Consider the following 20,519-nt stretch of genomic DNA (forward strand, 5'->3'; position numbering starts at 1 on the left):
CCGACCCGGGGGCCGGCGGCGATCGCGCGAGGACTGGCGGGGGTGTCGGCAGGACTGGTGACCGGCGGGCTGGCGACCGGGGTCGGCGACCGGCGGGGCTGGCGACCGGCGGGACTAGTGAGGGCGGGGCCGGTGAGGGCGGGACTGGCGGGGGCGGGACTGGCGGGGGCGGACGACGGTTTGTGGGGGTAATCCCCCAGGCAAGTCTCGTGATCTCCCCCATGGTTCCGGCGTGGGCGCGCGGCCAGCATGGAGGCATGGAGATTCGCACGGCGCGGAGCGCGCGCTCGATGAAGGTGCTGGTGGCCGCGGGCCTCGCGGCGGCGGTGACGCTGGGGGCCGCGGCCACCGCCCCGGCCTTCGCACGGGGGACGGAGAGCGCGGTGCGCGCACAGCCCGAGGACGGAGTGCGCCCCGTGCTGCCCGCCCCGACAGGACCCCACCCCGTCGGCACGGTGACGTCCCGCCTCGTCGACCACTCCCGGCACGACCCCTGGATCACCTCGCAGCCGTACCGGGAGCTGATGATCAGCGTCTGGTATCCGGCGCGGAAGACCGGCGGCGACCCCGCCCCCGCGCCGTACATGGCGCCGGGAGCGGCCGAGCGGTGGGACGCCGCCGCCCCGCATGGCATAGCGAAGGGCGCCGTCGACTGGCCGGGCATGCGCACCCACGCGCGCCCGTCGGCCCCGGTCGACGACCGCGGCGGCCGACGCCCGGTGCTGCTCTATTCCGCCGGGGCCAACGACCCGCGGACCTGGGGCACCTCCCTGGTCGAGGAGATGGCGAGCCGCGGCTATGTGGTCATCACCGTCGACCACACCTATGAGGCGCCGGGCGTGCAGTTCCCCGACGGTTCGGTCAAGGGCGACAAGCCCCTGCGGGACGCCTTGGCCAAGGTGACGGACGACCGGTCGCTGTCCCGGCTCCTGAAGAAGGTCCTGAACACCCGGGTCGCCGACGACAAGTTCGTCCTCGACCGGCTCGGCGCCCTGCCGCACGGCCTGTCCCGGGTGATCGACCGCGGCCGCGTCGGCATGTTCGGCCAGTCCGCGGGCGGAATCGCCGCCGCCGAGACGATGTACGAGGACAAGCGCGTCAAGGCCGCCGTCAACCTCGACGGCACCATGGAGCTCAACGGCGAGCCCAAGGGCACGCATCTCACCCCGGTGGCCCGGCACGGCGTCGACCGCCCCCTGCTCCTCATGGGCCGAGACGGCAGCGACCACACCACCGAGCCCTCATGGGGCGCCTTCTGGTCCCACACCCCGGGCTGGAAGCGGGACTTCACCCTCCGCGGCTCCCGGCACCAGACCTACACCGACCTCGCGGCCGTGCTGCCCCAGACCGGAGCCACCCGAGCCGTCATCGAGGAGAACATAGGCACCGTCGACCCGAAGCGGGCCGTCGCCGCCCAGCGCGCCTATGTGACGTCCTTCTTCGACCGCTGGCTGCGCGACCGGGACAACCACCTCCTGGACGGCCCGTCACCCCGGTTCCCGGAGGTGCGCTACGTCCCGTAGCACCGGGCGAGCTACGCCCCGTAGGAGCGGGGGCGGCCCTCGGCCGCCGTCCGCTCCGCGTGCTCCAGCCACGACAGATACCCCTGGGCGAAGGTGACGCGGGGCTCGTCCTGCCGCGTCACGGGCCGCACCCCCTCGTCGAAGGCCCGCACCTCCGGCTCCGATCAGTCCGATGACCGCCGCCCCGCTCAGCCCGATCACCTCCACCGTCCGAGAGGCCGTCGGTCCGGCCCCCGGTCGCGGGGCCTCAGGTACCGCCCTACGCTGCCAGATGTGACGTCGTTCCCGTCGTCCTGGCGGTCCGCGCTGCCTGCGCCCGCTGTGCCGTCCCCGCCGTCCGCGTGGGCGCGCACCGCCGCGCGGGCCACGGCAGCCGTGCTCCTCCTCTGGTGCGGGCTGCCGGTGGCCGTGCCCTCGGCGTCCGCGATGCCTGCCGGGGCCGCCGTCTCCGATGGCCGGGCGGCGCCCGCCGACGACCCCGTGCGCCTGGACCGCGACGGCCAGATCACCGACAGGGCGAGCGCGCTCGGGGACCGGCGGGCCGCCGTGGCCGACGCGCTCGACCAGCTCTACGACGACCGGAAGATCCAGCTCTTCGTGGCCTATGTCCGGGACTTCTCCGGACGGTCCGCGCGCGACTGGGCGGACACCACGGCCGAGCGCAACGGCCTGGGGACGGACGACATCCTGCTGGCCGTGGCCACCCACGACCGGCGGTACGCGTACTCGGCCGAACAGGGCTCGCGGTTCAGCGAGGCGCAGCTCAGGGACGTCGCCACGACCGCCATCGAGCCCGCCCTGCGACAGCACGACTGGGCGGGAGCGGCGATCGGCGCGGCCCAGGGGTACGCGGCCGTGCTCGCCGGGCAGCCCGTGCCCCAGCCCGCGATCACTCCCGGTGAGGCGGATCCGGGCAGCGGGCGCGGGGCTGACGACGGGGTGGCGGGTGACTTGGTGCTGCCCGTGGTCGCGGTCGGCGTGGCGGGCACCTTCGCCGCGGTCGCCCACCGGCGGCGCAGGCGGAGGTTCAGCACGCGGACGACGCCCGGCGGCCGGGGCGAGGCGCAGCGGGTCACGCCCCTGCCCGAGCTGGACGCGCACACCGGGCGGCTGCTCGTCGAGACCGATGACGCGGTGCGCACCAGCACCGAGGAACTGGGCTTCGCCACCGCGCAGTTCGGCGATGAGGCGGCACGGCCGTTCGCGGCGGCGGTGGCGTATGCGCGCGAGGAGCTGACGGCGGCATTCCGGCTGCGGCAGCGGCTCGACGACGCGTACCCGGAGGACGACGCGACGCGGCGGCTGATGCTCGACGAGATCGTGGCGCGCTGCACGGAGGCGGGGCGGCGGCTCGACGCGGAGGCGGCGGCGTTCGACGAGCTGCGTTCCCTGGAGCGCACCGCGCCCACCGCCCTGGAGCACGCCGAGACGGCGCTCCGGCAGGTCAACGCGCGGGCCATGGAGGCGGAGACGACGCTCAAGGAGCTGCGGGCGGCCTACGCGCCGACGGCGAGCGAGACGGTCGTCGGGAGCGTGGCGCAGGCCAAGGACCGGCTCGCGTTCGCCGCGAGCCAGCTGGACCAGGCCCGCGCGGCCGTCGGCAACGCCGACAACGGCACGGCCGCCGTGCATCTGCGCGCCGCGGAGGGAGCCGTCGACCAGGCGGGCACGTTCGTGGACGGCGTGACGCGGCTCGCCGGTGAACTCGCCGAGGCCGACCGGCGGTTGCCGGGCGCGCTGAGCGAGGCCGAGGCCGACCTCGCCGACGCGCACGGCCTCCTCGAGGGCACGGACGCGGGCACGCCGACCGCCGACCTGCGCGGCAGGATCGCCCGGGCCGAGTCCGTCGTGGCGGAGGTGGGGCGCGCGCTGTCGGCGGGGGCGTACGACCCGATCGACGCGCTGCGCCGCGTCGAGGAGGCCGACGCGGCACTCGACCAGGCGCTGGCCGGGGCGCGGCGGCGCGCGAGCGAGGACGACCGGGCCCGGGCGCTCCTCGACCAGGCCCTGCTCACCGCCCGCAGCGCCGTCGCCGCCGCCCGGGACCAGGTGACGACGCACCGGGGCGCGGTCGGCCCCGAGGCCCGGACCCGGCTCGCGGAGGCGGAGCGCCACCTGGAGCGGGCCGAGGCCCCCGGCGGCACCGCCCCCGCCGCCGCCCTGGCCGATGCGCAGCGGGCCGACTCCCTGGCGCGGCAGGCCCAGGCGCTCGCCGAGCGGGACGTCCGCGCCTACGGCAATCCGTACGGCGGGGGCTTCGGCGCGGGCGGCCGGGGCGGCGGCATGGGCGGTGCCGTCCTCGGCGGGATCGTCCTCGGGGAGGTCCTCGGCGGGCTGGGGCGCGGGACCGGAAGGGGCCGGGGCGGAGGCTTCGGGGGCGGTGGGCCCGGGACGTTCGGCGGGGGTGGGACGCGGGGGCGGATGGGGGGCGGTGGCCGGTTCTGAACGCGGCCCGGCGCTCACCCGCACCCCCGTGCCAGGACCCCGAGCCAGGGCCCCGGGCCAGGACCCCGGGCCTGGACGCCGAACCAGGACCCCGGGCCAAGGCTTCGTCACCACATCCAGTGCCAACCGCCTGGTGCCAACGCCTCGGACAAGGAGAGCGACGACATGACCAAGCAGACGATCCTCGGGCGTGTGACCCAGCTGGCGAAGGCCAATGTGCATGCCCTCCTCGATCAGGCCGAGGACCCGCAGAAGATGCTGGACCAGCTGATCCGCGAGTACACGGACAACATCAAGGAGGCCGAGCAGGCCGTCGCGGCCACCATCGGTGACCTGCGGCTCATGGAGCAGGACCACGAGGAGGACCAGAAGGCGGCCGTCGAGTGGGGCGCGAAGGCGCTGGCCGCGAGCCGGAAGGCGGACGCGCTGCGGATGGCGGACGGGGCCGTCGAGGCCGACCGGTTCGACGGCCTGGCGAAGGTCGCCCTGGGGCGGCAGCTGCGCGCGGAGAAGGAGGCCAAGGAGGCCGAGCCGACGATCGCCGCGCAGAGCGACGTGGTCGCGCGGCTCAAGGACGGCCTCGACTCGATGAAGATCAAGCTGACGGAGTTGCAGTCGAAGCGGAACGAGCTGGTGGCCCGGGCCAAGGCCGCGCAGGCGCGGAACCGGATGGCCGACGCCGCAGGGAGCCTGGACGTGCTCGACCCGACGAGCGAGCTGAGCCGGTTCGAGGAGAAGGTGCGCAGGGAGGAGGCGCGGGCGCTCGGCCGGGAGGAGCTGGCCGCGTCGTCGCTCGACGCGCAGTTCGAGCAGTTGGAGAGCCTGAGCGACGAGGCGGAGGTCGAGGCCCGGCTCGCCGCGCTCAAGGCCACCACCTAAGCGCTCCGCTGGATCCGCCGTGCCATGCCGTCGTTCGCCTGCGGGTTCGTCGAGGCTGGTCGCGCAGTTCCCCGCGCCCCTTCGGGGCGCTTCCACCATGCGGCCACCCGGAGCCCGCGCAAGGCCCCGTCAGAACAGGCTCATCAACGCCTCCGCCGCATCCATCGGCGGCGTGTTCCCGTCCGGCAGCGCCAGTTCGAACCAGACCGTCTTGCCGCGCGGGGTGCGCCGCGAGCCCCAGGCCGCGCTCAGCAGGCCGACGAGCTGGAGGCCGCGCCCGCCCTCGTCGGTGTCGCGGGCGCGGCGGCGGCGCGGCTGGACCAGGCCCGCGTCCCACACCTCGCACACCAGGGTGCGGTCGAGGAGCAGCCGGAGCCGGATCTCGCCCTCGCCGTACCGCAGGGCGTTGGTGACGAGTTCGCTGACGAGGAGCTCGGCGGTGTCGACGAGCGCGTCGAGGCCCCACTCCCGCAGGCGCGCGCACGCCAGCTCGCGGGCGTGGCCCACCGAGCGCGGCTCGCGCGGCAGCGTCCAGTCGCCGACGTGCTCGGCGGGCAGTCCCTGGACGCGCGCCATGAGCAGCGCGATGTCGTCTTCGCCGTGGTGGGTGTCCAGGGTGCTGAGGACGTGGTCGCAGATGTCCTCCAGGGCCTGCTCGGGGTCGGTGAGGGTGCTGACGAACGCGTTCAGGCCCTCGTCGAGCGGGTGGTCGCGGGACTCGACGAGGCCGTCCGTGTAGAGGGCGAGCAGGGCGCCCTCGGGCAGGTCGACCTCGACCTCCTCGAAGGGTTCGCCGCCGACGCCGAGCGGCATGCCGGGCGGTACGTCGAGCATGAGCGCGCTCTCGCCGGGTTCGACGAGGACGGGCGGCAGATGGCCCGCGTTGGCGATGGTGACGCGCCGGGTGACGGCGTCGTACACGGCGTACACGCAGGTGGCGAGGTACACCTCGGCGAGGTCGTCGGTGTCGCGGGCGCCCCGGGCCGTGGTGCGCCTCGGGCCCGAGGGGTTGCCCAGGCCACGGGCGATCTCGTCGAGCGCGGCGAGCACCTCGGCGGGCTCCAGGTCCAGCAGGGCCAGGGTCCGCACGGCGGAGCGCAGTTCGCCCATGGTGACGGCGGCGCGCAGGCCGCGGCCCATGACGTCGCCGACGACGAGGGCGGTGCGGTGGCCGGGCAGTTCGATGACGTCGAACCAGTCGCCGCCGACCTCGGTGGCCGCGTTGCCCGGCAGATAGCGGCAGGCGATGTCGAGCCCGGCCGCCTCCGGGTCGCCGGGCGGCAGCAGGGAGCGCTGGAGGATCAGGGCGCGCTCGTGTTCGCGGCGGTAGAGGCGGGCGTTGTCGATGCAGACGGCGGCGCGCGCGGCGAGCTCACCGGCGAGCGCGCGGTCGCGTTCACCGAAGGGCTCGCTGCCCTTCGTACGGGAGAACTGGGCGAGGCCCACGACGGTGTCGTGGGCGACCATCGGGACGGCCAGCGTGGACTGGATGAGGCCGCCGGTCAGCCGGGTCGGACCGCAGTCGTCACCGGCGGCGATGAGGCGCGCCCGGGCGGTGCGCAGCGCGTCGGCGCAGGAGGAGGTGAACGGGAAGCGGTGCACGGAGCCGACGTCGATGGGGCCCGTGCCCTCGGGGAAGGGCGCGTCGGCCACGGCACTGGCGAAGGCGACGCGGCGCAGTTCGGCACTGCCGTCGGCGAGCCCCGGCGGCGTCTCGTCGCCGTCGAGGAGGCCTTGGTAGAGGTCGACGGAGGCCAGGTCGCAGAAGCCGGGGACGGCGACGTCGAGGAGTTCGCGGGCGGTGGTCTCCAGGTCGAGGGAGTTGCCGATGCGGGCGCCCGCCTCGTTCAGGAGGGCGAGGTTGCGGCGGGCGTGGGCGGCCTCGCGGGCGGCGACGTGGCGGCTGGTGACGTCGTTGCCGAGGCCCGCGATGCCGATGGGGCGGCCCGAACCGCTGTGCACGCGGTAGAGGTTGACCGACCAGTGGCGGCGCTCGCTGCTGCCGGGGGCGGGCCCGACGATCTGCATGTCGTTGACGGCCTCGCCGGTCTCCAGGACGCGGCGCAGGGCGGCCTGCATGCGGTCGGCCTCGTTGCGCGGCAGGTAGTCGTGGACGGTGCGGCCGCGGTGGTCCTCGGCGGTGCCGCCGAAGACGGCCGCGAAGCGGCGGTTGGCGCGCTGCACCTTGAGGTCCGTGCCGAACAGGACGAACCCGAAGGGAGATTGGCCGAAGAGGGCCTGGGAGGCGGCGAGGTCGGACTCGATCTGCTGGAGCGCCCGGACGTCGACGACGAGACACACGGCGGACCGCTCGCCGTCCGCGGTCCTGGCGGGCATGACATAGACCTCGGCGACACCCTCGCGCACAGGGGCGGCGGACGCGGCCGATGCGGCGGACGCGGCGGACGCGGCGGACGCGGCGGACGCGGCGGACGCGGCCGGGGACGCCGTCGCAGGCCCGGCCGACTCCGGAAGGCGGAAGGGGACCGCTCCCGTCCACTCCCGGCCGTCGAGGATCTCGGCCATCTTCCGGTGACCGCGCGGCCGCAGCTCGCGCGGGACGAACGCCTCGATCGGGTCCTTGCCGACGGCGTCCCGCGCGGGCACGCCGAACAGCCGCTCGGCCCGCCCGCTCCACTGGTCGACCAGGCCGTCCGGGCCGATCGAGAACGACGCCACCTTGATGTAGTCGTAGAGGGAGCCCGGAGGGCTGTTCTGCCAGATGATGTCGCCCTGCGTGGGGGGCTGGTCCTCGACGCGCGGCCGCGCGCGGCCCGCGGAGTGGTGACGCGCGTCGACGGCGTCCGAGGCCCCGGCTACGCCATGCGCCGCACCGGTATCTACCGTCCCGGACGCGCCGCGCCCTACGCCACGGCCCTCGTCGGGCCGCGCGCCGCCGCCCGTGCCCTGCCCCGGCAGGTCGCCGCCCGTGCCCTTCGCGGGTCCCTCTCCCGTGGCGCCCGGGGCCCGGTCCGCTCCGCCGTCAGCGCGCTCGGGCCCGGCCGCGCCCGCGGGGCCGCGGCCGTGACCGGCTGTCGCGCCGACAGGGCCGTGGTCAGCGCCGCCACCTGCGGTGGTACGCGCACCGTCGCCCGCGCTCGACGCCGCGGTCCCGACCGGGCCCCCGGCCGCCGACGAGGCTGCCCGCCCCGCCCGCGCCGTCGGCCGCGTCGAACCCGTCGCCTTCGCTGGTATCTCGCTCACGCGAACCGTCCCCTCCAGCTCACCGCATCCGGCACCGGTCACCGGATGTGGCTGCCCGCAGTATCCAGCACTACGGGGCCGTGCCACACGCCGTTCACGATCACGGCACGCACTTGCCGCCTTTTTGGCCCGTGACCGCCTTGCGTCCGGCCCGTGCATTTGTACGTACCGACGCTCCCTGTCTTCTAACCGGGCAGCGCCAGCTCGAACCACACCGTCTTCCCCGCCGTTCCCGTGCGTCCCGGGCGGGTGCCCCAGCGGCTCGACGACCTGGCGACCAGCTGGATTCCCCGGCCGCCCTCGTCGTCGGGCGCGGCGACGCGCTCGCGCGGCGGGTCGGGCACGGGGTCGGACACCTCGACGAGGAGCATGCCCAGCGGGCCCTCGGGACGGACGAGCCGGACGACGATGGGCCCCGACGCGTACCGCAGGGAATTGGTCACCAGTTCGCTGACGAGCAGGACGGCGACGTCGCCCAGAGGGGCGAGGTCCCAGTCGCCCAGCTGCTTGCGGACGACGGCGCGGGCCGTACGGACGGCGCCCGGGTCCGCGGGAAAGTCCCACTCGGCGCAGTCGCCTTCGGTGTCGAGCACGCCGATCACTTCCCAGCCGAGCGGCGGATCTATGTCCGGTTTCATGGGGTTAATGGGCACATACCCGATATCCCGGTGGGATTACCGTGTTCAAGGTGGCACTGTGGCACGAACGGCGTACGAGAAGCAGAACCTCACCTTGACGAACCTCGCGCGCCCCCTGTCGCCCCGCGCCGCACAGAGGCGCGCCGGACCCCCTCCCGCCACGCCGGGGCCGCGCCGGGGCCGCGCCCGAGGAGGGCCGGGGCCACGCCCGAGGAGGGCCGGGGCCACGCCCGAGGAGGGGTCCACACAGAACACAGGGAGGGGAGCCTCGGTGGAGCTACCGTTCGTCCCGGCCCGCGAGGCCGAGCGCCCGGACGGCCGGCACGTCCCCCGCCAGCCACTCCACCGTCCACAGCTCGTCGGGCTCCAGCCAGCGCAGCGCGTCGTGGTCCTGGAGCGGCCGCGGTTCCCCCGCGAGCAGCCGGGCCCGCCACACCCGCATCACATAGCCGCGCCCGAGGGGAAACTCCCCCGGGACGCGGTCGACGACCTCCGCCTCGACGCCCAGCTCCTCCTTGAGCTCGCGCACCAGCGCGTCCTCGTCGCGCTCGCCGGGCTCCACCTTGCCGCCCGGCAGCTCCCAGCGCCCGGCCAGTTCCTCGGGCGCGCTGCGGCGCGCGGCCAGAAGGCGGCGCTCGCCGTCGTACAGCGCGGCGCCGACCACCACGATCCGCTCAGTCATGCGCCGGAGCCTACGCCCGCGGCGTCACCGCCCGCCGTTCTGGTTCAGCCGCTCGATCCAGTACAGCTGCTTGTGCCCGCGGTCGTCCAGGCTGTCGGCGATCTTCTGGGCCTCGGCCTTGGTCGCGTACCTTCCGACGCGGTAGCGGTTGCCGTTGTCGTCTTGCCGTATCACGAGCCAGGGAAGTATGACCGTCCCGTCGTTCATGCCGTCCCTCCGCTCCCCACCCCCGGCGCACCCCACGCCTCGATCAGTAAGGAAACCGCATTCCGCATATGCCCGAGCTTACGCCCGACCTTTACGCAGCGGATACGACTTTGCACAAAGAGATACGCAATCGGCCAGCGCGCAGGGGGCGCACCCTCGTGGATGCGCCCCCTGCGTCGGCCACAACCGGCCGCGACGAGCCCTAACTCTCCTCCCTTTACGCCCCGTTGACCCAGGCGCCCCGTCACCGTGCGCCCCGCCCACCGGGGCGCTCGACGTTCGCGGAAGGACGGGCCAGGCGGGACCCGGCCAAGGCGTGCACATGACCAACAGGTAATGGGCCAGGGCGGGTCGGGCCGCGAGAAAGGCCAGATTCCGGCGTCGGCGGACGGCTGCCGGAGGGCCGGGAGCGCGCCGGACGGACCGTCAGCGGACGGGCAGGTGGTACGCGACGCGGTACCGGTCGGCGGGCACCACGATGTCGGCGGTCTCCACGGGGCGGCCCGAGGCGTAGTACGTGCGCTGGACGACGAGGACGACGTGGCCGGGCACCCCGCCGAGCGCGAGCAGCTCCTCGGCGAGGCCGGGGCGGGCGCCGACCTCCTCGGCCACGTTGTCGACGACGACGTCGATGGCGGCCATGCGGTCGACGACGCCGCAGCCGCCGAGGGGGCCCTCCTCCGGGAGCATCACGGGGGTGCGGCCGGTGACGGCGAGCGGTTCCCAGGAGGTGGAGAGCATCATCGCCTCGCCCGCGTCCCGGAAGACGTACTTGGTGCACATGACGCGGTCGCCCACGCGGATGCCGAGCCGCTCGGCGACGGCGCCGGTCGCCTCGGCCTGTTCGCTCCGGGACTCCCAGGTGCCGCGGGTGCCGTCGGCGGCCTGCTCCTGACGGAAGGGCGAGGAGGCGCCGGGGCCGCGGAACCCCGTGCGCGCGATGCGGCGCGGGACGGGGCGCTCGCGCACATAGGTGCCGGAGCCGGAGCGCCCCTCGACCAGGCCCTCGGCCATGAGGACCTTGCGGGCCTCCAGGGCGACCGTGTCCGAGACGCCGTACTCCTCGCGGATCCTGGCCTGCGAGGGGAGCCGGGTGTGCGGAGGCAGCGAACCGTCGGCGATCTTCTTACGGAGATCGCCCGCGACGCGCAGATAGGCCGGCTGCTCACCGAAAGTCACTGGCCACTCCCATCAGGTTGACAGACAGCAACAGCGTGGCAACCGTGGGTTGTTGGCCGCAACCCTAGGCCAAGGAATCACCCGAAGTGATGATTTCCCGGTCCGCAGGGCTTTACGCAGCGCCTTTCCGGCGCTATATCCCTCAACTATCCGTGATTCCCGGCCAGTTGACGCTCATGCGTCCGGCCGGTGACACCGGCGGAGCGGGGCGACCGACCCGCGATCCCGTCCAGGAAGCGCCCCAGCGCGGCCCGCGCGACCTGACTCGCCCACCCGCCCCAGTTGACGTCGAAGCAGTGGTCGGCCCAGGGCAGTTCGACGTAGGTCGCGGGGGCCCCGGCGACGGCGAGGCGTCGGGCCAGGTCACGCGCCTGCGCCACCGGCACGGCCCGGTCCGCGCCGCCGTGCAGGAGCAGCGTGGGCGGCACCCGGTGGTGGACGAGCCGCGCGGGCGAGCCGAGCCGGTAGCGCTCGGGCGCACCGGCCGCCGATCCGCCCATGAGACGCGGCATCAGCGGATCGGCGCGCAGCACGGTCCGTTCGATGAGGCGCCGCATGTCCGTGGGCCCGTACAGCGAGACCACTCCGGCCACGGGACGGTCACGCATCGCGCACGCCGACCGCGTGCGGTGCTCACTCTTCGTACCCGCCGCACGCCATGCGCCCGGCGTGTGCGAGGAGGGCGCCTGCGCGTAGGCGGCGGCGAGCGCCAGGTTGCCACCGGCGGAACTGCCCGCGAGGACCAGGCGCTCGGGGTCCACGCCGTAGGTGCGCGCGTGCCGCCGCACCCAGCGCACCGCGCACCGTACGTCACGGATCTGGTCGAGCTGGGTGACGCGCGGCGCGAGGCGGTAGTCGATGTCGAAGACCGACCAGCCGCGCGCGTTGAGCCAGCGGTTCCAGCGGGGCGACTGGCTGCGGTGGCCCTTGTTCCAGCCGCCGCCGTGCACCCAGACCACGGCGGGCCGCCGCAGCGCGGGCCGCTCGGGCAGCGTCCACAGGTCGAGCCGGACGCGCTCGCCGCCGGGGCGCGCGTAGGTGATGCCGCGCCCCCGGGCGGGCGTCTTGGCGTAGTTGACGCCGCCGCTCACGTACGTGCCGAGGTCCAGGGTCGCGCCGTGGCGCTCGGCGGTGCGGTGCGCCGCCGCGTACGGCATCGCCCCGTACACCAGGGCGGCGAACGCGGTGAGGGCGGCGGCGCCGGCCCACCACGGGCACCGCCGCGCCGCGCACACGGCGGCCGCGAGCCCGAGCAGCGCGGGCAGGACGAGGACGAGGCTCCAGGAGGTGACCGCGACGGCGACGGCCACGAGGGCGGGGACGCGGGGCAGTGGTGCGGCGACGAGCACGGCGAGCGCGGCGTTGAGCAGGCAGAGGACGGCCAGGAGCCCGCGGATGACCACCCCACAGAACTATCACAGAAGCAGACAAAAGGCCCTTAGGTTCACCTTCCAGGCCACCCCGCGCCCCGCATGCCCCGCATGCCCCGCGCGCCCCGCGCACCCCACCGACCGCCGCCCCAGCGGCCACCGCCCCACCGACCGCCAACGCGTCGCCCCGCCGGCCCACCGGCCCCAACACCCCGTCCCCCGCGCACGGCCTCGCCCCCGCGGGCGGCGCCCGGGAAGGACCCGGGAACCGCACCACGGGGGCGAGGTCACTGACTCATGTCACCGCTGTGCCGGGGAGGGGCTCAGAACTGCAGACCCCAGCTGTCCAGGGTGCCCTCGTCCTGGTCCGCGTTGTCGGTCACCCGGAGCTTCCAGGTGCCGTTGGCGGTCTCGGAGGAGGCGTCGACGGTGTACGCGGTGTTGATGTCGTCCGAACTGCCGCCCACGCCGAAGTCCTTGAGGACGTACGCCGTGGTGTCGGGGGCGACGAGCTCGACCTTCAGGTCACCGATGTACGTGTGCTTGATGGCGACCGGCACGCTCAGCGTCGACGGGGCGTTGCCCGCGACGCCGGAGACCGTGATCGGGGACTCCACGGAGGAGTTGTCGGTGATGGAGAAGTCCGCGCCGTTCTCGAACTTCGGTCCCGGCGGGTTGGTGCCGCCCCCGCCCACGTACAGCAGGCGGTTGGGCGAGCCGGTGCCGGGGCTGCCGACGACGTTCGGGGTGGCCGCGCTGACCAGGGCCTGGGAGACCTGGGCCGGGGTGGCCGTGGGGTTCTCGGCGACGTACAGGGCGGCGGCGCCCGCGACGTGCGGCGAGGCCATCGACGTGCCGGAGATGGTGTTGGTCGCCGTGTCGCTGGTGTTCCACGTCGACGTGATGTTCGAGCCGGGCGCGAACAGGTCCAGGACGGTGCCGAAGTTGGAGTAGCTGGCCTTGGCGTCGGTGTTGGTGGTGGCGCCGACGGTGATGGCCTCGGTGACGCGGGCGGGCGAGCGGGTGTTGGCGTTGGTGGTCTCGTTGCCCGCAGCGACGGCGTAGGTGATGCCCGCCGCGATGGAGTTGCGCACGGCCGTGTCGAGCGCGCTGTCGGCCGGGCCGCCGAGGCTCATGTTGGCGACGGCGGGCTTGGTGGCGTTGCGCGTCACCCAGTCGATGCCCGCGACGACCTGGGCGGTGGTGCCGGAGCCCTGGTTGTTGAGCACGCGGACGCCGACGATCTTCGCCTTCTTGGCGACGCCGTGCGCGATGCCGCCGACGGTGCCGGCCACGTGCGTGCCGTGACCGTGGCCGTCCTGCGCGACGTTGTCGTTGTCGATGGCGTCGTAGCCGTCGAAGGCGCGGCCGCCGAAGTCCTGGTGGCTCTTCCGGACGCCGGTGTCGATGATGTAGACGGTGGCGCCCTCACCGGCCTTGTCCGGATAGGTGTACTTCTGGTCGAGGGGGAGGTTGCGCTGGTCGATGCGGTCCAAGCCCCACGACGGCGGGTTGGGCTGGGTCCCGGCGACCTTGTAGGTGCGGTTCTGCACGACGGAGGTGACGGCCGGGTCGGCGGCGAGCCTCTTCGCCTCGGCCTCCGAGGCGTGGACCTCGTAGCCGTTGAGCACCTTCTTGTACGTCCGCTCGATCTCCGCGCCGTGCTTGGTCGCCAGGGCACGGCCCTTGGCCGAATCCGCCTTCGCGGCGTCCTCGTCGAGCGTGACGATGTAGCTGTTCGCGACGGAGCCGGGGGCGCCCGCGTACTGGATCCCGCCTTCCGGGGCGCTCGGCTGCGCGGCCGCCGGAAGGGCGGACACGACACCGAGGGCGACCGCCGTGGCGGCGGCCAGGGCGAGCGGGCCTGCACCTGTCAGTCTTCGTCGACTGTGACGCGTCACTGCCATCTGAGGGGTCCTCCTCGATCGGTGGTGCGCCTGTGGGGGATGCGACAGGGGCATGACAATGCAGTGGCGGCATGTCTACGCCGAGTTGATCAGTGGTCAACTCTCTGTCGCCGTCGAAAGGTTGTCGGATCCCCAAGAGACGCACAAGGGTGGGGTTCGGACGTAACACGATTGCCATGTGCGGGTCATGGCCGGAAAGTGACGCCGGGCGGGCCCGCGAAGGCCCGCCCGCCCCTCGGCGCGCACCCCGCGGCCGACTACGCGATCGACGTGTCGCCGTGCAGCTCCAGGAACTTGCGCAGCAGCTCAGCCGCGCGCAGGACCTCGTCGCGGTCGAGGCCGTCGAGGAGCCGGTCGTAGTTCTCCAGGTGCTCGGCCATGAGCGTCTCCGTGAGTTCCTTGCCGTGCTCGGTGAGCTGGATCCTGACGGTCCGCCGGTCGGCGGCGTCCCGGACGCGCCGGACCAGACCCTTGGCCTCCATGCGGTCGATGCGGTTGGTGATCGCGCCCGAGGTCACCATGGCGGCCTTGAGGAAGGCCCCCGCGGTCAGGGCGTACGGCGGCCCGGAGCGGCGCAGCGTGGTGAGGACGTCGAACTCGCCGATCTCCACCCCATGCCGGGCGTGGAACGCCTTCGCCTCCCGGTCGAGCACCCGGTGCATGCGCTGCACCCTCGCGATCAGCTGCACCGGCCACAGGGCGTCGGTCAGCTCGGGCCGCTCCTTCTCCCACTGCCCGACGATGGCGTCCACGGCGTCGCTCATGCGGACCCACTCTCCTTCGCTTCTGTTCTCTCAACGGACGACTTCTCAATGTTAAGACACTTGACGCTGAACGAACCCGCGTGCTTTTATCTCAACGTTGAAACTCTCAGTGCTCAGAATACGAGCACAAAGAGAACGAACGCGAAGAGAACGAAGGTGTACCCGATGACCGCCGCCGCCCAGCCCGCTCTCGCCCTCGGCCCCGACGCCCAGGACCTCCTCTTCCGCGAGGCCCGCACCGCCAACACCTTCACCTCCGAGCCCGTCACCGACGAGCAGGTCCAGGCCGTCTACGACCTGATCAAGTACGGCCCGACGGCCTTCAACCAGTCGCCGCTGCGCGTGGTGCTCGTCCGCACCCCGCAGGGGCGCGAGCGGCTCCTCAAGCACATGGACGAGGGCAACCGCGCCAAGACCGCCACCGCCCCGCTGGTCGCGGTCCTCGCCACGGACCACGAGTTCCACGAGGAGATGCCGCGCCTGGTGCCGCACGCGCCCGACGCCGGCCGCACGTACTTCTCCGAGCGCGCGGTGCGCGAGCGGTCCGCCCTGCTCAACGGGGCCCTCCAGGCCGCGTACTTCATCGTCGGCGTACGCGCCGCGGGCCTCGCCGCCGGGCCGATGACCGGGTACGACGCGGCGGGCCTGCGCTCGGAGTTCCTGGACGACGACCACGAGCCGCTGATGGTCGTCAACATCGGCAGGCCCGGCCCGGACGCCTGGTTCCCGCGCTCGCCCCGCCTGCCGTACGACGACGTGGTCACGACGGTCTGACCTGGCCGCGCCACGAGGGCCCCGACCCGAGGTCGGTGTGACGGTCCCGCCTGGCTTCGAGGCCAGGGCCCGACCCCGAGGTCGACGCAACGGCCCGACCCGACGTCGAGGCAGGGGCCCGACCCGGCTGCGTCGCAACGGCCCGCCCCGACGGCCCGCCCCGGCCTCCGTCACCACGGCCCTGCCCGGCCCCGTCACCACGGCCCGACCCGGCCTCGTCACCCCGTCCAACCCGACGGTCCCGCACCACGTCGTCACCACGGTCCGCCACCCGGCCGCCGCACACCATTCGCTTCAGGGGGTTCCCATGTCCACCGTCACCGCCCTCGGCAAGGCCGTCCCGCGCCCCGCCGCCGAGGCCACCGCACCGGCCCGCTCCGGCCAGGTCCCCATCGGCTGGCTGGCGCTGCTCGCCACGCCCGTCGCCGCCGGGGCCAACGCGCCGGTGCTGATCCTGCCGGACATGGCCCGCTCCCTCGGCGTCGCCACGGCCACGGCGACCTGGCTGGTCACCGCCTTCGCCTGGGCCATGGCGGCGGGCACCCCGCTGCTCGCCGGGCTCCTGCGCCGCCGCGGCCTCGCCACGGTGCTGCGGCTGAGCACGGCCCTCGTCCTCGGCGGCACCGCGCTCGTCGCCGCCGCGCCCTGGCTGCCCGTGGCCCTGGCGGGCCGCGCCGCGCAGTCCCTCGGCGGCGCGGGCCTGGTCGCCATCGCGATGAACCTCGCGGGCAACGCCCGCCGCATGGGCGTGATCAGCTCCGGCTTCGGCATCCTCGGCGCGGCGGGCCCGCTGCTCGGCGCGACGCTCACCGACGCCGTGTCGTGGCGGCTCGCGCTCGCGGTCTCGGCGGTCGCGGTCGTGGCCGTACCGGTGGTCGCCCGCTACGCCGGGCGGACGCCGCCCGCCCAGGGCCGCTTCGACGCCCGCGGCGCCACGCTCCTCATCGCGCTCGCCACGACCCTGATCCTGCTGCCGACCGCCCCGCTGCCCGCGCTCGCGGGCGCCCTGGTCGCCGCGGTGCTCCTGGCCGCGCACGTCCGCCGCCGCCCCGAGGGCTTCGTCCCGGCCCGCCTCCTGCGCTCCCCGCTCTTCGTGACCTCCGCGGTACTCGGCGCGGCCCTGTCCACCTCGTACTTCACGCTCCTGTTCACCGTGCCGCGGCTGCTCCAGGACCGCGCGGGCTGGACCACCGGCACGATCGGCACCGGCCAGCTGTTCACCCTGCTCATCGCGTCGGCCGCGTCCTGGCTGCTCGCCGCGGGCTCGGCCCGCATGGGGCGCGCGGCGGTGCGCACGGTCCTGGTCGCCGTGGGCGTGACGGCGGCCGTCACCGCGGCCTTCGCGACCTCGGGCGTCCTGCTCCTGCTGGCCGCGGGCGCGGCCGCCTTCGCCGCGACGGGCGCCAACGCGACACTGTCCGTGCAGGCGGCCTCGGCCACCACGGACGCCCAGCGCCCCACCGCGATCGGCCTGTTCGCCCTCAGCTACCAGCTCGGCGGCGCCTTCGGCCCCGGCCTCGCCACCCTGCTCGTCCTCGGCTAGCCCCCGCAGGCACCGCGGCCCCCGCCTCCACCCGGGCGGGGGCCGCACCCCTGTTCACCGCGCGGGCCGCCGTCGGCCCCACCCCGTCGCGGCCTCGAAGGCGGCCCCCACCTCCAGGACGGCCCGCTCGGCCCGGGGCGGCCCCACGATCTGCACCCCGACCGGAAGCCCGGCCTCCGTGAACCCGGCGGGCACGGCGAGGGCGGGCCCGCCGAGCAGCGACACATACGACGCCGACCGCATCCAGTCGATGTACGTCTCCTGCGCCTGCCCGTCCACGACCCGCGGGTACTCCCACTCCACCGGGAACGGCGCGACCTGGCTCACCGGCGCGAGCAGCACGTCGTACCGCTCGAAGAACCCGGCGGCCGCGCGCACGATGCGGGTGTGCCCGGCCGTGGCCGCCGCGAGGTCGGCGCCGGTCAGCTTGCGGCCCTCCTCGATGTTCCACACCACGCTCTCCTTGAGCAGCGCGCGGTGCTCGTCGAGGAGCGGACCCGGCCCCAGCAGGAAGGCCTGCGCACGCAGCGTACGGAAGACGGCGTCGGCCCCGTCCAGATCCGGGCAGTCCTCCTCGACCCGCCAGCCGAGCGCCTCGAACACCGCGCCCTGCCGTTCCAGTACGTCCCGTACGTCGGGGTCGACCGGCACCCGTCCGCCCAGGTCCGGCGCCCACGCGACCCGCAGCCCCCGGGTGTCGCGTTCCAGCGGCGCCCGGAACGAGGCGGCGGGCGGGATGTCGAGCGACAGCGGACAGCGCGGATCCGGCCCGGCGATGACCGACAGCAGCAGCGCCACGTCGGCGACCGTGCGCCCCATGGGCCCCGGCACGGTCAGGCTGTCCCACGCGTTCGCCGCCGGGTACGACGGCACCCGGCCCGGCGTCGGCCGCAGCCCCACGACGTTGCAGAAGGAGGCCGGATTGCGCAGCGAGCCGCCCATGTCGCTGCCGTCCGCGAGCGGCTGGAGCCCCGCCGCGAGCGCGGCCGCCGCTCCCCCGCTGCTGCCGCCCGCGGAGCGCCCGAGGTCGTAGGGGTTGCGCGTCGCACCGAACACGGCGTTGAAGGTGTGCGACCCGGCCCCGAACTCCGGCACGTTGGTCTTGCCGAAGCCCACGGCCCCCGCCGCCCGCATCCGCGCCACGATCAGCTCGTCCTCGTCCGGCACCCACTCGGCGAACACCCTCGACCCCAGCGTGGTCCGCATCCCCCGCGTCTGATGCGTGTCCTTGAACGCCACCGGCAGCCCGTGCAACGGCCCCACGTCCCCGCCCCCGGCCAGCCGCTCGTCCGCCAGCCCGGCCGCCGCGAGCGCCCCCTCACCATCCACCGAGACGACGGCGTTCACCCCGGGATTCACCCGCTCCACCCGCCCCAGATGCGCCGCCACCACCTCCCGAGCGGACACCTCCCCCACCCGCACCATCCGCGCGAGCTCCACGGCATCGACAAAACAGAGATCGTCATCGCCCATACCGGACCACGGTGGAGGCGAGGGAGCGGCGCGTCAACAGTGCGGCCGACGGACCGGCAGCGACACCCGAACTGACGTTCCCGCCGCCCGGTCAGCCGCCCTCGGTACGGTGAGAGGCATGACCGGCTTGCCCGACTGGATGCGCCCGCCACGCGCGGAGGGCTGGTTCGCGGAGGACCTGGACCACCTCCCGGAAGCCCCGCGTCACACCGAGCTGATCGATGGAGCCCTCGTCTTCATGATGTCGCCACAGAGGTCCTGGTACGGCCGCATCGTCACAGCGCTGACGGTCGCCCTCATGCAGCAAGCCCCGGAAGGGGCGGAGGTCGAACGGGAAATGACCGTCCGGCTCGACGCCCGCAACCGTCCCGAGCCCGACCTTCTCGTGACGACAGCCACGTACGACCCCGACAGGACGTCCTACGACCCGGTGGACATCCAGCTCGTGGTCGAGGTCGTCTCCCCCGAATCCGCCCACCGCGACCGCACCGTCAAGCTCCGCAAGTACGCCGAGGCAGGCATCCCGCACTACTGGTGCGTCGAGGACGAGGACGGCGCGCCCGTCGTCCACGTCTACGAACTGGACGAGCCGACCCGTGCCTACGCGCCCGCCGGGATCTTCCGGGGAGCTCTGCACCTCCAGCTGCCGTTCAAGATCAGCCTCGACCTCGACAAGCTCACCCCGCCGCGAAAGAGCTGACACTGCACCGCGCAACGCGAAGGGGCCGGGTTCACCAGAACCCGGCCCCTTCGCGTGCACGCGTCAGACGTTGAAGCGGAACTCCACCACGTCCCCGTCCTGCATCACATACTCCTTGCCCTCCATGCGGGCCTTGCCCGCCGCGCGGGCTTCGGCCACCGAGCCCGTTTCGACCAGGTCGGCGAAGGAGATGACCTCGGCCTTGATGAAGCCCTTCTGGAAGTCGGTGTGGATGACACCGGCCGCCTCGGGGGCCGTGGCGCCCTTCTTGATGGTCCAGGCGCGGGATTCCTTGGGGCCTGCCGTCAGATAGGTCTGGAGGCCGAGGGTGTCGAAGCCGACGCGGGCGAGGGTGGCGAGGCCGGGCTCCTCGGCGCCGACGGACTGGAGGAGCTCCAGGGCGTCGTCCTCGTCCAGCTCGGCGAGGTCGGCCTCCAGCTTGGCGTTGAGGAAGATCGCCTCGGCGGGGGCGACCAGGGCGCGCTGCTCGGCCTTGAAGGCGTCGTCGGTCAGCTCGTCCTCGTCCACGTTGAAGACGTAGAGGAAGGGCTTGGTGGTGAGGAGGTGCAGGTCGTGGAGCAGTTCCTCGTTGCCCGAGCCCTGGACGATGCCGGCGGAGAAGAGCGTGTCGCCCTTCTCCAGGATCTCCTTGGCCTCCTCGACGGCCTTGACCTTCGGCGCGATGTCCTTCTTGATGCGCGACTCCTTCTGGAGGCGCGGCAGGACCTTCTCGATCGTCTGGAGGTCGGCGAGGATCAGCTCGGTGTTGATCGTCTCGATGTCGTCCTTCGGCGAGACCTTGCCGTCAACGTGGACGACGTTCTCGTCCGCGAAGGCGCGGATGACCTGGCAGATCGCGTCGGACTCGCGGATGTTCGCCAGGAACTTGTTGCCCAGGCCCTCGCCCTCGCTGGCGCCGCGCACGATGCCGGCGATGTCCACGAAGTCGACGGTCGCCGGGAGGATCTTCTGGGAGCCGAAGATCTCGGCGAGCTTGTCCAGGCGGGTGTCGGGGACGCCGACCACGCCCACGTTCGGCTCGATCGTCGCGAACGGGTAGTTGGCCGCAAGGACGTCGTTCTTGGTCAGGGCGTTGAACAGGGTCGACTTGCCGACGTTGGGCAGACCGACGATTCCGATCGTGAGCGACACGTTGCGACTTCCCGTACGTGAGGAGTGGGGTCTTGGCTGGGGCTGTGCGAGGGCCCCGTGGGCGGACCCGGCGGGTCGG

16 protein-coding genes are annotated in these 20,519 nt (G+C 73.9%); 6 read left to right on the forward strand and 10 right to left on the reverse strand.

Features of this window, described 5'->3' with window-relative positions; all coding sequences use genetic code 11:
- Positions 1-257 precede the first annotated feature (257 nt).
- The 3 genes from AC5WAM_RS15070 (at position 258) to AC5WAM_RS15080 (ending at position 4,847) form a co-directional block, all read left to right on the forward strand.
- The gene (locus tag AC5WAM_RS15070) at positions 258-1,523 is read left to right on the forward strand and encodes an alpha/beta hydrolase family protein (RefSeq protein WP_495522871.1); all 1,266 of its coding nucleotides are present in this window, start codon (positions 258-260) and stop codon (positions 1,521-1,523) included.
- A gap of 426 nt (positions 1,524-1,949) precedes the next feature.
- Complete coding sequence (locus tag AC5WAM_RS15075) at positions 1,950-3,968, forward strand: TPM domain-containing protein (RefSeq protein ID WP_495523588.1); 2,019 nt, start codon at positions 1,950-1,952, stop codon at positions 3,966-3,968.
- Positions 3,969-4,133: 165 nt separating this feature from the next.
- A complete protein-coding gene (locus AC5WAM_RS15080; RefSeq protein WP_138961593.1) occupies positions 4,134-4,847 on the forward strand; it encodes a PspA/IM30 family protein in 714 nt (237 codons plus the stop codon).
- Between the two features lie 129 nt (positions 4,848-4,976).
- On the opposite strand, the gene AC5WAM_RS15085 is transcribed toward AC5WAM_RS15080, so the two are convergent.
- From AC5WAM_RS15085 to AC5WAM_RS15120, 8 genes are all read right to left on the reverse strand, one after another.
- Positions 4,977-8,051 (reverse strand): SpoIIE family protein phosphatase, encoded by a 3,075-nt coding sequence (locus AC5WAM_RS15085; RefSeq protein ID WP_495522872.1) that lies wholly within the window; start codon positions 8,049-8,051, stop codon positions 4,977-4,979.
- A gap of 185 nt (positions 8,052-8,236) precedes the next feature.
- The gene (locus tag AC5WAM_RS15090) at positions 8,237-8,689 is read right to left on the reverse strand and encodes an ATP-binding protein (protein WP_495522873.1); all 453 of its coding nucleotides are present in this window, start codon (positions 8,687-8,689) and stop codon (positions 8,237-8,239) included.
- Positions 8,690-8,966: 277 nt separating this feature from the next.
- A complete protein-coding gene (locus tag AC5WAM_RS15095) occupies positions 8,967-9,371 on the reverse strand; it encodes a (deoxy)nucleoside triphosphate pyrophosphohydrolase (protein WP_495522874.1) in 405 nt (134 codons plus the stop codon).
- 24 nt (positions 9,372-9,395) lie between these two features.
- On the reverse strand, positions 9,396-9,578 hold the full coding sequence (locus tag AC5WAM_RS15100; protein WP_030687960.1) for an SPOR domain-containing protein: 183 nt from the start codon (positions 9,576-9,578) through the stop codon (positions 9,396-9,398).
- Positions 9,579-10,004: 426 nt separating this feature from the next.
- The gene (locus AC5WAM_RS15105; RefSeq protein WP_366794346.1) at positions 10,005-10,757 is read right to left on the reverse strand and encodes a GntR family transcriptional regulator; all 753 of its coding nucleotides are present in this window, start codon (positions 10,755-10,757) and stop codon (positions 10,005-10,007) included.
- Positions 10,758-10,903: 146 nt separating this feature from the next.
- Positions 10,904-12,160 carry an alpha/beta hydrolase gene (locus AC5WAM_RS15110; RefSeq protein ID WP_495522875.1) on the reverse strand — a complete coding sequence of 419 codons (1,257 nt, stop codon included), beginning with the start codon at positions 12,158-12,160 and terminating at the stop codon, positions 10,904-10,906.
- Positions 12,161-12,450: 290 nt separating this feature from the next.
- A complete protein-coding gene (locus tag AC5WAM_RS15115) occupies positions 12,451-14,034 on the reverse strand; it encodes a S8 family peptidase (protein WP_495522876.1) in 1,584 nt (527 codons plus the stop codon).
- 257 nt (positions 14,035-14,291) lie between these two features.
- Positions 14,292-14,798 carry a MarR family winged helix-turn-helix transcriptional regulator gene (locus tag AC5WAM_RS15120; protein WP_366794343.1) on the reverse strand — a complete coding sequence of 169 codons (507 nt, stop codon included), beginning with the start codon at positions 14,796-14,798 and terminating at the stop codon, positions 14,292-14,294.
- 165 nt (positions 14,799-14,963) lie between these two features.
- Between AC5WAM_RS15120 and AC5WAM_RS15125 the strand changes: the two genes are divergently transcribed.
- Positions 14,964-15,572 carry a malonic semialdehyde reductase gene (locus tag AC5WAM_RS15125; protein WP_495522877.1) on the forward strand — a complete coding sequence of 203 codons (609 nt, stop codon included), beginning with the start codon at positions 14,964-14,966 and terminating at the stop codon, positions 15,570-15,572.
- Between the two features lie 307 nt (positions 15,573-15,879).
- On the forward strand, positions 15,880-17,115 hold the full coding sequence (locus AC5WAM_RS15130; RefSeq protein ID WP_495522878.1) for an MFS transporter: 1,236 nt from the start codon (positions 15,880-15,882) through the stop codon (positions 17,113-17,115).
- Between the two features lie 54 nt (positions 17,116-17,169).
- Here the strand turns inward: AC5WAM_RS15130 and AC5WAM_RS15135 are convergent, their stop codons facing one another.
- Positions 17,170-18,588, reverse strand: coding sequence for an amidase (locus tag AC5WAM_RS15135; RefSeq protein ID WP_495522879.1), 1,419 nt, complete (start codon positions 18,586-18,588; stop codon positions 17,170-17,172).
- 118 nt (positions 18,589-18,706) lie between these two features.
- Between AC5WAM_RS15135 and AC5WAM_RS15140 the strand changes: the two genes are divergently transcribed.
- Complete coding sequence (locus tag AC5WAM_RS15140; protein WP_495522880.1) at positions 18,707-19,288, forward strand: Uma2 family endonuclease; 582 nt, start codon at positions 18,707-18,709, stop codon at positions 19,286-19,288.
- A gap of 63 nt (positions 19,289-19,351) precedes the next feature.
- Here AC5WAM_RS15140 and ychF read toward each other — a convergent pair whose 3' ends face one another.
- Positions 19,352-20,440, reverse strand: a complete 1,089-nt coding sequence (gene ychF / locus AC5WAM_RS15145) for a redox-regulated ATPase YchF (protein ID WP_495522881.1) — start codon at positions 20,438-20,440, stop codon at positions 19,352-19,354.
- Positions 20,441-20,519: the final 79 nt, after the last annotated feature.

It is taken from the genome of Streptomyces sp. JLYT201 (assembly GCF_059448825.1).

Bases quoted from the DNA above. Each gene is read 5' to 3' on its own strand.
- AC5WAM_RS15070 (WP_495522871.1), top strand. From the start codon at position 258: ATGGAGATTCGCACGGCGCGGAGCGCGCGCTCGATGAAGGTGCTGGTG.
- AC5WAM_RS15075 (WP_495523588.1), top strand. From the start codon at position 1,950: ATGCCTGCCGGGGCCGCCGTCTCCGATGGCCGGGCGGCGCCCGCCGAC.
- AC5WAM_RS15080 (WP_138961593.1), top strand. From the start codon at position 4,134: ATGACCAAGCAGACGATCCTCGGGCGTGTGACCCAGCTGGCGAAGGCC.
- AC5WAM_RS15090 (WP_495522873.1), bottom strand. From the start codon at position 8,689: ATGAAACCGGACATAGATCCGCCGCTCGGCTGGGAAGTGATCGGCGTG.
- AC5WAM_RS15095 (WP_495522874.1), bottom strand. From the start codon at position 9,371: ATGACTGAGCGGATCGTGGTGGTCGGCGCCGCGCTGTACGACGGCGAG.
- AC5WAM_RS15100 (WP_030687960.1), bottom strand. From the start codon at position 9,578: ATGAACGACGGGACGGTCATACTTCCCTGGCTCGTGATACGGCAAGAC.
- AC5WAM_RS15115 (WP_495522876.1), bottom strand. From the start codon at position 14,034: ATGGCAGTGACGCGTCACAGTCGACGAAGACTGACAGGTGCAGGCCCG.
- AC5WAM_RS15120 (WP_366794343.1), bottom strand. From the start codon at position 14,798: ATGAGCGACGCCGTGGACGCCATCGTCGGGCAGTGGGAGAAGGAGCGG.
- AC5WAM_RS15125 (WP_495522877.1), top strand. From the start codon at position 14,964: ATGACCGCCGCCGCCCAGCCCGCTCTCGCCCTCGGCCCCGACGCCCAG.
- AC5WAM_RS15130 (WP_495522878.1), top strand. From the start codon at position 15,880: ATGTCCACCGTCACCGCCCTCGGCAAGGCCGTCCCGCGCCCCGCCGCC.
- AC5WAM_RS15135 (WP_495522879.1), bottom strand. From the start codon at position 18,588: ATGGGCGATGACGATCTCTGTTTTGTCGATGCCGTGGAGCTCGCGCGG.
- AC5WAM_RS15140 (WP_495522880.1), top strand. From the start codon at position 18,707: ATGACCGGCTTGCCCGACTGGATGCGCCCGCCACGCGCGGAGGGCTGG.